General features: G+C 41.2%; 23 protein-coding genes. 1 reads left to right on the top strand and 22 read right to left on the bottom strand.

Going from position 1 to position 12381, the window contains the following annotated elements; all coding sequences use genetic code 11:
- The first annotated feature begins 50 nt into the window (after positions 1 to 50).
- Positions 51 to 902 carry a thymidylate synthase gene (locus C3Y98_RS00965; protein ID WP_135276272.1) on the top strand — a complete coding sequence of 284 codons (852 nt, stop codon included), beginning with the start codon at positions 51 to 53 and terminating at the stop codon, positions 900 to 902.
- A 382-nt stretch (positions 903 to 1284) separates the two neighbouring features.
- On the opposite strand, the gene C3Y98_RS00960 is transcribed toward C3Y98_RS00965, so the two are convergent.
- The 22 genes from C3Y98_RS00960 to C3Y98_RS00855 form a co-directional block, all read right to left on the bottom strand.
- Positions 1285 to 1677, bottom strand: coding sequence for a hypothetical protein (locus C3Y98_RS00960; RefSeq protein ID WP_135276271.1), 393 nt, complete (start codon positions 1675 to 1677; stop codon positions 1285 to 1287).
- 94 nt (positions 1678 to 1771) lie between these two features.
- Positions 1772 to 2047, bottom strand: a complete 276-nt coding sequence (locus tag C3Y98_RS00955; RefSeq protein WP_135276270.1) for a hypothetical protein — start codon at positions 2045 to 2047, stop codon at positions 1772 to 1774.
- Between the two features lie 546 nt (positions 2048 to 2593).
- Positions 2594 to 2878: a hypothetical protein gene (locus C3Y98_RS00950; protein ID WP_135276269.1), complete on the bottom strand. Its 285-nt coding sequence runs from the start codon at positions 2876 to 2878 to the stop codon at positions 2594 to 2596.
- A gap of 82 nt (positions 2879 to 2960) precedes the next feature.
- Positions 2961 to 3557, bottom strand: coding sequence for a DUF4145 domain-containing protein (locus C3Y98_RS00945; RefSeq protein ID WP_135276268.1), 597 nt, complete (start codon positions 3555 to 3557; stop codon positions 2961 to 2963).
- Positions 3558 to 3695: 138 nt separating this feature from the next.
- Positions 3696 to 4037: a hypothetical protein gene (locus C3Y98_RS00940; RefSeq protein WP_135276267.1), complete on the bottom strand. Its 342-nt coding sequence runs from the start codon at positions 4035 to 4037 to the stop codon at positions 3696 to 3698.
- Positions 4038 to 4097: 60 nt separating this feature from the next.
- Positions 4098 to 4370, bottom strand: a complete 273-nt coding sequence (locus C3Y98_RS00935; RefSeq protein WP_135276266.1) for a hypothetical protein — start codon at positions 4368 to 4370, stop codon at positions 4098 to 4100.
- A 79-nt stretch (positions 4371 to 4449) separates the two neighbouring features.
- Positions 4450 to 4836: a hypothetical protein gene (locus tag C3Y98_RS00930; protein WP_135276265.1), complete on the bottom strand. Its 387-nt coding sequence runs from the start codon at positions 4834 to 4836 to the stop codon at positions 4450 to 4452.
- Positions 4837 to 4902: 66 nt separating this feature from the next.
- The gene (locus tag C3Y98_RS00925) at positions 4903 to 5373 is read right to left on the bottom strand and encodes a hypothetical protein (RefSeq protein WP_135276264.1); all 471 of its coding nucleotides are present in this window, start codon (positions 5371 to 5373) and stop codon (positions 4903 to 4905) included.
- A gap of 436 nt (positions 5374 to 5809) precedes the next feature.
- Positions 5810 to 6202, bottom strand: coding sequence for a hypothetical protein (locus C3Y98_RS00920; RefSeq protein ID WP_135276263.1), 393 nt, complete (start codon positions 6200 to 6202; stop codon positions 5810 to 5812).
- A gap of 68 nt (positions 6203 to 6270) precedes the next feature.
- Positions 6271 to 6612, bottom strand: coding sequence for a hypothetical protein (locus tag C3Y98_RS00915; protein ID WP_135276262.1), 342 nt, complete (start codon positions 6610 to 6612; stop codon positions 6271 to 6273).
- Positions 6613 to 6619: 7 nt separating this feature from the next.
- The gene (locus tag C3Y98_RS00910) at positions 6620 to 7054 is read right to left on the bottom strand and encodes a hypothetical protein (protein WP_135276261.1); all 435 of its coding nucleotides are present in this window, start codon (positions 7052 to 7054) and stop codon (positions 6620 to 6622) included.
- Positions 7055 to 7161: 107 nt separating this feature from the next.
- Complete coding sequence (locus tag C3Y98_RS00905; RefSeq protein ID WP_135276260.1) at positions 7162 to 7347, bottom strand: hypothetical protein; 186 nt, start codon at positions 7345 to 7347, stop codon at positions 7162 to 7164.
- A gap of 70 nt (positions 7348 to 7417) precedes the next feature.
- Positions 7418 to 7771, bottom strand: a complete 354-nt coding sequence (locus C3Y98_RS00900) for a hypothetical protein (RefSeq protein ID WP_135276259.1) — start codon at positions 7769 to 7771, stop codon at positions 7418 to 7420.
- A gap of 76 nt (positions 7772 to 7847) precedes the next feature.
- Positions 7848 to 8384, bottom strand: coding sequence for a hypothetical protein (locus tag C3Y98_RS00895; protein ID WP_135276258.1), 537 nt, complete (start codon positions 8382 to 8384; stop codon positions 7848 to 7850).
- 142 nt (positions 8385 to 8526) lie between these two features.
- A complete protein-coding gene (locus tag C3Y98_RS00890; protein ID WP_245234279.1) occupies positions 8527 to 8679 on the bottom strand; it encodes a hypothetical protein in 153 nt (50 codons plus the stop codon).
- A gap of 220 nt (positions 8680 to 8899) precedes the next feature.
- A complete protein-coding gene (locus C3Y98_RS00885) occupies positions 8900 to 9226 on the bottom strand; it encodes a hypothetical protein (protein WP_135276257.1) in 327 nt (108 codons plus the stop codon).
- 72 nt (positions 9227 to 9298) lie between these two features.
- Entirely contained in the window at positions 9299 to 9643 is a 345-nt protein-coding gene (locus tag C3Y98_RS00880; protein WP_135276256.1) for a hypothetical protein, read from the bottom strand.
- A gap of 57 nt (positions 9644 to 9700) precedes the next feature.
- A complete protein-coding gene (locus C3Y98_RS00875) occupies positions 9701 to 10186 on the bottom strand; it encodes a DUF695 domain-containing protein (RefSeq protein WP_135276255.1) in 486 nt (161 codons plus the stop codon).
- Between the two features lie 55 nt (positions 10187 to 10241).
- A complete protein-coding gene (locus C3Y98_RS00870; RefSeq protein ID WP_135276254.1) occupies positions 10242 to 10646 on the bottom strand; it encodes a hypothetical protein in 405 nt (134 codons plus the stop codon).
- Between the two features lie 333 nt (positions 10647 to 10979).
- Positions 10980 to 11282 carry a hypothetical protein gene (locus tag C3Y98_RS00865; protein ID WP_135276253.1) on the bottom strand — a complete coding sequence of 101 codons (303 nt, stop codon included), beginning with the start codon at positions 11280 to 11282 and terminating at the stop codon, positions 10980 to 10982.
- Between the two features lie 68 nt (positions 11283 to 11350).
- A complete protein-coding gene (locus tag C3Y98_RS00860) occupies positions 11351 to 11971 on the bottom strand; it encodes a DUF4145 domain-containing protein (protein WP_135276252.1) in 621 nt (206 codons plus the stop codon).
- Between the two features lie 61 nt (positions 11972 to 12032).
- Positions 12033 to 12381, bottom strand: a 349-nt coding sequence (locus tag C3Y98_RS00855; RefSeq protein ID WP_209308717.1) for a hypothetical protein, incomplete at its 5' end; no start/stop codon positions are given.

Here is a 12381-nt window from a genome sequence, read left to right as displayed (position 1 = left end):
TTAGTTATTTGGCATCAAATATATTTATATTCCGTTTTAGGCAAATCGAAATGAAACAGTACTTAGAGTTGGCAAATAAAATCATTACTGAAGGCACTTGGGTGGATAATGAGAGAACGGGGAAAAGATGTTTAACGTTGATAAATGCTGATTTAACGTATGATGTTGACGAAGGAAAGTTTCCATTGATCACCACACGAAAGAGTTACTACAAATCTGCCATTGCTGAAATGATTGGATACATTCGCGGTTATGACAGTGCAGCACAATTTCGTCAAATTGGAACAAAAACTTGGGATGCCAATGCGAATCAAAATCAGGCTTGGCTATCTTCCCCATATAGAAAAGGAGAAGATGACTGCGGTTTGATATACGGGAAAATTGCCAGAAATTTCCCTAAACCAGATGGCGGCAGTGTGGATCTTCTACGTAAAATTTACAACGACCTGCGTTCTGGAATTGATGACCGGGGGGAGATTTACACTTTTTATCATCCTGGTGCATTTCATATGGGTTGCCTGCGCCCGTGTATGTACAGCCACCACTTCTCATTACTAGGCGGAAAACTATATTTAAATAGCACCCAAAGAAGCTGTGATGTGCCTTTAGGGCTAAATTTCAATATGGTTCAAGTCTATTTCCTACTAGCGATTATGGCTCAAATAACGGGACACAAACCAGGCAAAGCCTATCATAAAATAGTGAATGCTCATATTTATGAAGACCAGTTAGAGTTGATGCAAAATGTTCAACTTAAACGCGAACCATTCAATTCACCGTCCTTAAAGATCAATCCACAAATTAAGACACTAGAGGATCTGGAAACTTGGGTATCTGTGGATGACTTTGAAGTTGAGAATTATGAATTTCATGATCCAATCTCATATCCATTCTCGGTGTGATAATGATGCTTAACCTATTTCGCTTTTTGATTTTGGCATTGTGATATGTCTATCAAAACGGGTGAAGTCCACAGTGAGACACTGAGATGTTTTACAAATCAATAACGCCCAAGGTAAGTGGCGCCGAAGCACCGCAGGTGCGTAGGACACCAACCCTGGCCATGGCCAGGGTTGGTGTCTGCTTGACCGACCAGTTAGGCTGGTGCGAGATGGAACAATAATAAAAAGCAAGCCGACTTCGATTTTCTGATTGACGCATGGATTGTGTACGCCTTTCTTATATCGGGTGGCTGTATATGTGCGTAAGACTTCACTCGGTGGTTTTTTTTGGCGTATTTCTTTTTGTGTTTTCGGCTTTGGTGATTGGGGTCGATTCGCGTTCTTACTGCGCCTTCAGGCATTGAATCGCATATTTTTCTGCCAAATTTTCCATTCCTCCGAGAAGAATTTCTCTGGCCATCGAATTACCATCCATGCCTTGTCGGTTCCACTCTGATACATCCTTTTGTACGTTGGCAACAATGGATTCAGCTGTGGGCCTCATCTTAGATATGTCAACTTCGATGCGTTCCTGTGCGCTTTTTGGCAAGGTGTAGTAGTCAATACGGCGCCAATCGATCTGCTCTCCATAAGCAATTGAAAGAACTTCCGAGCGCATAGCATCTTGAAAGACTCTTCCGCTAACAATGCAGTCTTGCTTTGAGTCTGCGGTAGCTGCGAGTGGTTGGAGTAAAAGAAGCATGCTTGCACAAGCCAACAGCATTTTCTTTTGCATAAATTTCCTAGCGATTTGTCATTAAGTAATGTTTGAACAGAAGCCTAACGTTTGAATTAAGGGGCGCCGTTAGGCGTCCCGCTTGAATGATGGGTTATGCGTTGTCGTTTTTAATAAGAACAACTGAGTAACCATTAAATTTTTTTCTAAGTATTTTTTTAAAAACCCATATCGAAACAGGAATTGTACTCAATTGTGCGATTATTACTCCATATTTACGCCCAACTTCTGGCATGCCTAATGAGAAAAATATAATAGCCCCAACAATCGCTAATATAGAAACTAGAAGCAGACTGAATACTAATACTCTCCAAAAATAACTCCACCAAATACGGAATGCTTTATCCCAAGTAACTTCAACTAGCTCCATCTAACACTCCTTAGATTTTTTACGCATAACGTTTGAATTAAGGGGCGCCGTTAGGCGTCCCGCTTGAATGATGGGTTAGAGCCCACGCATTTACTTATAACTGTTAAAAAAATAACCAGAAAATAGGAACTACGACATATAGCAAACCTAAAATTATAGCTGCTAAGAGAATGCGGTTTTTCCCATGATTTTGCAACATTACGATTGATGTACATACACCCAAGAAACAGATAAAACCACCTATCGTTCCTGATATGAGTTGGAATATGATGCGGTTGCTATAGGATATATGAGGATTGTAAATCAACTTATTGCTCACGAATAACCCAGCGTATGTGATACCAGCCAAAGCTACTACCCACCCTAATATGCTGATGGCAAGACAGATGCGGACAGCACGTAGTTGTGGCTCTGAACGCAAAATTACAACTGTGAGAATCGAAATTCCCAAGACAATAGCTGAAGCAATTATCAGTTCCATAGGGCTCTAACGTTTGAATTAAGGGGCTGGCTTTAGCCAGTCCCGCTTGAATGATGGGTTAGAAGTTATTTCCATTGTTGTTTAGCAAAATACCTGCCGATTAAGCCACCAACAACAGCGCCTATAGGGCTTGCTTTAGTCATCAACTCTTGGTCAGGATAGAAAAAAGCTAATGTAATCAAAAACCCTATAAATGCACCAACACCATAATAGATTTTATTATCAACAAACTCCGCTGCTTTTTTAAACTCCTCAGACTTCTTTTCCGAAGATTCAATAAGTAATTTGTTACAGTTTATACACCGCGCATCAGTGGCTAAAATTGGTGAGCTACAAGCAGGGCAATACATATTCACTCCTAACGTGAAAGCTCAGGGACGCAAAGCCGGCTTGCTGGCGGAGCGTCCCTCTGGAGCGATTGGTTGGGCCTCATTACGGCTTCGGAACGAGCATCGGAAACTCAAAGATGAACCGTAAGAGCATCTCAAGAAACTGTAGAAGCTCCTTTGCATCGGCCTCAGTCATGAGTGCAATTTCGTGCGTGGCCTCGTTACCCTTCTTCCTGATGTGATCCACCCAGTGTTTTCCGTTTGGTGGAACGTAACCTTTGTCCGAAAGATACGTAACGTATTCAATGAACTTTAATCCTTCGGCGGCTCCTTGTGAAACAGCAATGTTCATGAGCATTTTTCTGCATACGAGAACGGCTGCCGTGTAGCAAGTAGCGGCAGTGCAGCGCCTGGCTTCGTTGTAAAGGCTGTCAAGTTCGACAGGTACATGTTGCACTGGATTGCCAAGAGCCGGACTTGGATAACGGGTACTGTCCGGAGCGAAGAAGCTTGGCCCTCCACAGTTCGGGCAAATGCGTAGATGGCCTATGTGCTGACCACTACCATCGCCGCCGTGTGCTAGGACATAGCCTCGGTTCGAGGAAACCGTTGTTGTGCAGTAGCCGCAAACGTACGCAACGTTTGGAATCTCCTGGAGTCTATGCCAGTTATAGCTGCCCTCTTTGTAGAAGCGAGTCATTGGTTTATGTCCTATGAGGTCCAACGTTTTAATTAAGGGGCGCCGTTAGGCGTCCCGCTTGAATGATGGGTTAGGAGTTTAACGTAGCACATTAAGAAACACCATTGCAACTAGAGCTAATAGCAAAAAGAAAAATATTTAAATTATTGTTGATATAACAAATAGTTTAAGTGCTTTCGTTTCTCCGATACTAATAGCATCTGGTTGTTTAATAAATTTAGAGTTCAGAGCTAGCGTAACTAAAAAAGATGTGGCCATAGCAATAAAACCGTTATCTTTTCGTAGTTCGCTATTAGTGGATGTTACAAAATTGAATGCTATAACAAACAATGCGGAAAATAAAAGTGAGCCTAGAGCCAATAATAAGAGAAGCCAAAAGTTTGGTTTAAATTTAAATAAAAAATGGGAAGCTAATTGCGTTGAGTAAGCAGTTAATGCGGAGAGTGCACATAAATACATAATATATTTAAACCAAACCACATTAACTCCTAACGTTTGAGTTAAGGGGCTGGCTTTAGCCAGTCCCGCTTGAACGATTGGTTAGGGTTGCTCATTTGAAGTGTACTCAATGCCACCAACCCAACCAGCAACCAAGTTATAAACCCAAGCACCAAGAGCTGTGAAAATAAAACCAAAAATTAGATAGATAAACGGCATGGCAACCAACATTGCTATAGGTGGCCTGACAGGGGCTGGCGAAAGTAAGAAACTTACTGCCATAAGCCCGACTAAAGGGATGCTGAGAATGAAATAAAGCAATGCAAACACTTTTGCTGTTTGGAAAGGTGCGATATTGATAATTTGTTTTTTCAAAACTTTCTCCCTGTTGTTGGTAAAACCCTAACGTTTGAATTAAGGGGCTGGCTTTAGCCAGTCCCGCTTGAATGATGGGTTAGGGTTGCTTTTGCATTTTTCTCATTAGTTCATCCAACGATTTTCGATATTCTATATCTTTAATTTTTAAAAGATCACCATACTTTTGCCAACACCTATTAGCTTCCCATTCAGGCGGAGGACAAATACATGGTTTATCTTTTGCTTGGACGGCACATGAGTTTGCGCCCATGGCAGTTACACATACAACTTTTCGAGTACTTTCATTATAAAAAAATCCTTGCCTATCCATTCTCATGCCGTGATCGCTGAGCTTTAATCCACCACATGAGAAAACGACATCACCAATACCTTCTTCTTTTAAGTAGTCTTCAGCACTAACTAAATTATTAAAACTAAAGAATAGTAGAAAAATTACACAAGCCTGAAAAGTAGGTTTAGTCATGTAACCCTAACGTTTGAATTAAGGGGCCTGCTTTAGCAGGTCCCGCTTGAATGATGGGTTGGGCATTTATTTAGGAACAATTTGATTAAATGCAGAAGTCATAGCTTTGGTAAGCATTTCATTTAACAAGTCTTTAGATTTTGACTGCATTAGCGGGCCTATTTCGCTTTGTTTTGTTTTTAACTCGCCTGAGTATTTTGATGAAGGACCTTCATCAACTAATGACTGTAATTTTTCAGGACTGATAACTTGAGCATATGAAGAGGCTAAGTTTTTATTCCATTGGTTTTGATATTCGGGAATGACTTTATCAATTTCACTTTTAACTATGGATTGTGCTTTTTGCTCGCCAACTTTATTAACAATCATTCGATAGGTTTGGGTCTGAGATGCAACTTGATAGCTAATGGGTGTCAAGTTCTGACCAAAGCGGTATTTTTGAACTAGGTTTAGCGCAACATCTTCAGAACTAGCCCCCACTGAAAGTGTTGAAACTAAGCTCAAAAACACTAAAGCATGAGAGATAAATTTTTTCATTATTTTCCTAGATGTTGATGCCCAACGTTTGAATTAAGGGGCGCCGTTAGGCGTCCCGCTTGAATGATGGGTTAGGGGCATAGATTAAGTGCTAGAGAACGTGTCTAGCTAGCATTTCAGTTATTGCCGCCGCCCAACCAAAACACAGAAGCAAGAATATATTAAATTTAGTAGTTGCATACCAATCGTCCCAGAAACGCCCCTTAAATAGAGAATAAAAGTCGGGGGTGAATAGAAACTTGATTGTGTCACCAAGGGATTCAAATTTTTCACCCCAAAACATTTTTGCGAGGGTTATATAGACAGGAGTACTAAGTATTCCAACTAGAATCAAGACTCTAGGATGATGAAGATACTCCATAAGTTAATGCCCTAACGTTTGAATTAAGGGGCGCCGTTAGGCGTCCCGCTTGAATGATGGGTTAGGCCGTTTAGCTTAGCGATTACGAACAAATATAGTTCCATTTTCGACTTTGACGATTAAATTATATTTACCAGCTATATCTTTTAGTACAGCATCCCATGGAGTGCGTTGATAATTGAAATCACCCGAGCCGCTTACCGAGGGGTCGGCCACTAATTTATTACCTGAGAAATCTGCAATTATATGCAGTGTGTCTTGTAGCGGCATATCTGAAATATTGATACTCATTTCTTTGCCCTTACCTGTGACAGGAGATGGCTGTTTTATTTTGTTTGAAATGTCGTTTCCTTTTGCGCATTGAGTTGCTTGATATTCGACTTTTCCATTTTGTTCGCATTTATAGATAGCACCAAATGAGCTTTGGTGAAACAACGCTAATAAAAACAAGAATACTAATCTTTTCATGTGCAAAATCCTTTTGGCCTAACGTTTGAATTAAGGGGCGCTGTTAGGCGTCCCGCTTGAATGATGGGTTAGGCACTATATTCTTTATTTTCTTTAAATGCTTTTTCTATGTAGCTATTTGCAAAAAAGAACAAGCCATATGTAATAGGTAATAAGAAAATAAAAACTATGCCACTACCACAACCTGGCCCACATTGAGAGGCTTTGAAAAATAAGTATAGAGGAAACCCTGGAGAAACAAATGTATTGATGACGTGGATGGTGACACCAGTTTTATAATTTTCATTATTAATTTTTAAGCCCCGCACTCGTTTAAATCCTAAAACTATAAGCTTAATTAACGAAGGGCAAAGCATAAAAAACAGTATAAGCACTGATAATGTATTTGCTAAAAAATCGCCTGTACTCATGAGCTGCCTAACGTTTGACATAAGGGGCTTGCGGTAGCAAGTCCCGCTTGATGGATGGGTTAGGCGTTTGACCTACAAAAAAAGCAAAAGCCAATACCAACAAAGTTAATGGTATTGAGAACCCCAAGCGCATTTTTAACAACGAACGATTACTTAAATAGTTCAAAAAAAACCAGTAAGGGTAAGCCCATATAAGTAATACGACACTTCCAAATAGCAATTGTCCCTGCGCAAGAGAAGCGACCCCCCATGCGCCAGGAGTGACTGTCGATATAATGCAAAAGAGAACAAAACTAAACATATATTTGTTATTTGCACCGTGGTTATTAACCACTTGTTCAATTTTATCAAAGTCCTTTGGGTCTGGCTTGTGTTTTGCCATTAGCAAAGCAAAACCTATGAGAAGTACAGGAACTGCAACAATTATTAATAATATATTCATATATGGCTAGTTGAGTGCCTAACGTTTGACATAAGGGGCGCCGCAAGGCGTCCCGCTTGATGGATGAGTTAGGCTTTTAAACGGACAAATATTCAATAACATACCCATTATGAATAAATAAATGTAACGGCAATTAGAGCAAACAAAAATACTCCAACAATTGCCATTACAAAATACTCCCCAATACGTTGAGCTTTCTTGGGCTCGATATGAAATGCACGCCCTGTAACTGCACCGACAACATATGCGATTGCTTCACCAACTACATAAACGATTGCATCCAAAATTGCCATAGCTAAGCCTAACGTTTGACATAAGGGGCTGGCGACATCGGTGGCTCAACCCTCGTTAATGAAAATTGTATCATTGAAGTGCGCTTTCGCCAGTCCCGCTTGATGGATGGGTTAGGTATTGCCGAATAGCTCCCACTGTATTTAATGGTGACAAACCCTCAACTGACACGACGTTTTCAAGTGCTTCCAATAGGCTGGAATGGTGGTTTTCAGAAGCTTTGACCAAATGATATTTTCCATTTTTCACAGTGAACAAACCTCTTTTGTTTGGGACGGTAAATTCTGGCTCTAATGGTAAACCTTCCGCATTCCAAAACAGCCAAATTGCAGCCTCAACATCTAAACCTTCGCAATACCCAACTGCTGCATTTTCGTTCTCGAAAACATGCAATATTAGTTCTTCTGTTTCGATGGCAAAAATCATAATACCTAACGTGCGAATTCAGTGGACGGCAAAAAGCGCAGCTCTTTGACGGTCCGCTGGAATGACTTGTTGGGCATCATGCGTCCTCTTTAAGGGCTGAGCCCATTTGTATGAGATCAATAATGTCTCCACCAGCGGCACTCGCAACAACGAATTTATTGCTTGCAAGTGATTCAACTATTTCATTTAGCCGAAGAATCTTGATGCCGTGGCCTGCAACGAGATTGAGTTCTTCGTCGGATTTCACGACATTTACGACAAGCTCGGATGACCAATCACCATTCCATAGGGTGCGCATGAGTGATGTTTTCACTGGCCTGTGGAATTTCTTTTCAACCCACTCAGCAACACCTTGCACGAGTTCATCAGCGGAACGTTTCGCGCTGTTTGCGGCACGGCCAGCTTTCTGGCTTTCCTTTGGCACTCGAGAAATGTAACTGACGGGGCGCATAGACGCTTGAACCTCAATGTGGCGGCAATCAGTTTTTCCGTCTTCTTGCGCTTTTACCGCAAGCAAGTCGATTTCTTGAACGCCCATTTTGATTCCTCGGATCGTGAAGTAACCTTGGCGGTTCAGCCATTCTTCAACGATTTCTTCAGCAAGTAGCGCCATACCTTACCTTGATGCCCAACGTTTGAATTAAGGGGCTGGCTTTAGCCAGTCCCGCTTGAATGATTGGTTAGAGCAAAGGATACAAGAAACCTTACGCATGGGAAATACTGACAACAGAGAAAGATTGTAAAGAAAGGTAAACTCACTTGAATGGTGAGCCAGAGCTTCGACCATCAATAGCCCAGCCAACGAAATATAAAAATAAAAAGGTAGGCAGACACAATGCACCATAAACACTCACCCAAGATAGGTTTTGTAGTTTTGGCGATAGACCAACTGCATCAATGCTAGCCATTTGAATAACTATCGGTAATTGTAGAAAAACATACTGCCCTTTGAAGCCACCACCTGCTGAATAAGAAAATGCGATGCAAATAGCGATGATTAAAGCATAAGTTAAACAGAGAGTTTTCCCGATGTGACTCATAGGTTTTTAATAGCTCTAACGTTTGAATTAAGGGGCTGGCTTTAGCCAGTCCCGTTTGAATGATGGGTTGGGCATATACGTTGCATGACTAACTTTTTTTAACGCGACAGCCAAGGCTCGCCCAAAAAAACAGAAATATGGCAATGCTTAATGCTATAGAAAATGGAAGTGTCATTGCTGAGACGCCAAATGAACAGCCAGCCCCTGAGTTATTAGTGCAGATAAAATTTAGAGCTAAATTAAGCATTAAGGTGTTACCTAGAAAGATGCTAAACAACATACCAAGAATAAATAGAATGAAAGAACGTTCCTTACCATCTTGATTTAGGCTGTAATTATCATAGATCACATAAACTCCAAAGAAGCCAGCGCCGATAACAATTGCCGCAACCACAACTAATACAAGCTTTAACATAGGTATGCCCAACGTTTGAATTAAGGGGCACGCTATAGCGTGTCCCGCTTGAATGATGGGTTAGGCCATAACTTATTTGTACCATTCAGGTTTCCTTGTTTTCTTACAGAACTGCCGTGCCGCTGATTTGTTTTTTGGTTCAATCTCGGACTCTAACTCATTTAGTTTTGTAAGAATGTTTTCATGGTTCTTATATTTGTGTTTGAGTTTTGCTAGTTTTGCATCGGTTCCTGTGCACGATTGGCAAATTGACCAGTTAATATCAGCTTGCCTTTCTTCATCGTAACCATACTCACCTCGCCAGTGGTCGCAGGATTCGCGAAGTTCTAAATAGCTTGAAACATCTTTCGGTAAGGCATCTTCTGCCAGTGACTGGCAGGAAATGCAAAGCAAGATGAATAAGCAAAAAAATCTCATGTGGCCTAACGTTTGAATTAAGGGGCCTGCTTTAGCAGGTCCCGCTTGAATGATGGGTTAGCCATTACTTAATATTTCTTTAGTATATTTACGAATGAGCGACCAATTTTTATCAGGTTTTATATCAAACTCTATTTCATGCTTCGGAAATTTTTTATTAATTTCTCGCTTGAATGCTTCAATGTTAGCCGAGTTTGAAACGTATGAGTAAAAATGCCTTTTGCCAGCATATGTTTCAACAAGCACACATTGCCCCTCAGATTGGTTTTCAAAATACTCAACTACAAAATTGTCTAGCTCTTCTATAGCTTTATTGTAGTCATTTTCAGGCAGTCCATTATCTTTTACTTTTGCCAACGTAAGGTCAACAATAATCCTAATAGGGTAAAGTTTTTGCAATTTATCAAAGTTAAGGTCTGTTGGATGACGCGTAAATAGCGGGTAACCCTCATAGTCACGAAAACTCACGACCCAATTTGTATTGCTCGAAGCCAAAACAGAGCCAGAAAGTAAAGCAAGTGAAAAAGCTATAATTTTTTTCATAATGGCTAACGTTTGAATTAAGGGGCGCCGTTAGGCGTCCCGCTTGAATGAGGGGTTAGGCCGTAGCTCTAAAGGCAGTAACTCCAAAATAGCTAAGGGTTGGGTATGCGATGCCCCAAAAAAGCAAAGTAACGACTAGCGCATGTGCCGACTTAATTTCGAGGCAAATACTAAAGGCCGCGCACGAAGCGGCAATCACTGCGACAAAGCTTAAAGGGGTGAAGGCTGCGCCTGTACTGACCAATACTTGAACAGAAAAAAGGGCCGCAATAAACATGGCGACAAAAGAGAAGAAAACAGCTCTTATTGACTGAGGTAGCGAAACAGGCCTAGCAATAAAGCCCGTGATTAGTTGCACGATAAATCCGAAAGCGACAGCAAGGCCGACTGTTATTGCAGTTTTTGTTGGTGCGTAGAATGCAGAAATAACTATGAAAAATGTAATTACTAGGTTGACCATGTTTAAGCCTAACGTTTGAATTAAGGGGCGCCGTTAGGCGTCCCGCTTGAATGATGGGTTAGGCGTAAATTTTTTAGTAACCACTAACAGCACCACCATATTGATTTAAAGTAAAGAAAAAAGATGACCATATAGCAACATATTGAAATGAAAATAAGTGGGGTGTGTAGTAAGAGCCGCAAAGGGACAAACGTAAGAAGCAAGAAAAATAACATTGAAAAGTTAAAAAATTGGCTGGGCGATGCGGGTTGTATCCATATTGATATAACTAAATAAAAAAATATGAAGCGCAATATAACTGAAGTCAAATTTATAAAAATTTTGCTCATATGCCTAACGTTTGACATAAGGGGCGCCGTTAGGCGTCCCGCTTGATGGATGGGTTAGGTTGATTTGTTTGATGAATGAAACCAACCATGCATGAAGTAAAAGCGGAATGCTAAATATAAGGATGCCCATAAAAAAATTACGCGCAGCATTTGCGTGATTATTGTTTGCAGCAAGCAACAGAGACAGAGGTATTGCGATTAGTAATGTGGATATTGCTAAAGCGCGATAGTTGGGACGAGTAATGCCTAAAACTAAAGCCGCTATTAGAGGCAAGCCCAACCATGAAGCGAGATTAACAATGTCCATAATCTTTCCCTGAAACCTAACGTTTGAATTAAGGGGCTGGCTTTAGCCAGTCCCGCTTGAATGATGGGTTAGGCATCACGTTTTTCAATCGCATTTCTAGCTTCTTCGGGTAACTGCGAATAAAGAGACGCTATATGTTTTGGCCGAGTGATTCGATCTTCCACGATGAAGTTAAGCATATTGAATAGGTGTTGCCCCATTTCTGGGGTGTCGTTAAGGTTTATCTCACCTGGATGTACCGCGTTATTGCCAATTACTCGGCAATAGTCAAAAGCTTGCTGTATCTGAACGGGCAACCCCTTCGATACAAGAGTCTTGATATCGGCGTTTATGTTCGCCCCTTTTTCGCCAAGTTCAACCATCAATTTTTGAATGGCAAGTCGAAGTAACGCCACGGCAGCTCGAGGTGACCTTGCAAAAATGGAGCGAGCCTCCTGATACTCTTCAATGATGCTCTTGGGCATGTCAGGGTGGGGTGGTGCTACAGGAGCTTCAGCTGGAATAATCATTCTCCCGTCGTGCCAGTATGAAATTTCTTGGCAGTGTTCACAGATGCAGAACGTAATTGGTGACTCGTTGGTACTGTAATAGCCAAAATAAAGCACGTCCCATTTTTGCTTCGCATAAACGCCGCAATGAATACAATGAAACTGCTGTGCCTTGTTAGTTGGAGGATAGTATTTTGTCATGGGCAGATTGCCTAACGTTTGAATTAAGGGGCGCCGTTAGGCGTCCCGCTTGAATGATGGGTTAGGACTCACTAGAGACATCCGGTTGCCTATAAAAGCGCCAGAAAGTAATACCGCAAAATATTGCAAATATGACCGAAACTGCTAAATAGTACCAGAGCAAATTTACGAACCCCACAGCAAAGTTTTCATTGACGCTAAGAATCAGCTTAGCCATTTTTCGTAGCGTTTCAATTTCAGATACAGATGACAGCAGTTCTGGTAATTCAGGAGGTGCTTTAAATTTCGGAGTATTTAAAATGAGCGCACCTGCCAGTACGGACGAGAAAATAAGAAAACCCGCCATAACAAACAAACCTTGCAAGGCCATTTTTCTAGTTCTCACTGAGATCCTAACGTTTGAAGTAAGG

Origin of the sequence: Methylotenera oryzisoli, from assembly GCF_004661485.1 — a bacterium.
Taxonomy (GTDB): domain Bacteria; phylum Pseudomonadota; class Gammaproteobacteria; order Burkholderiales; family Methylophilaceae; genus Methylotenera; species Methylotenera oryzisoli.
This window is presented reverse-complemented; position numbering and strand designations above follow the sequence as displayed.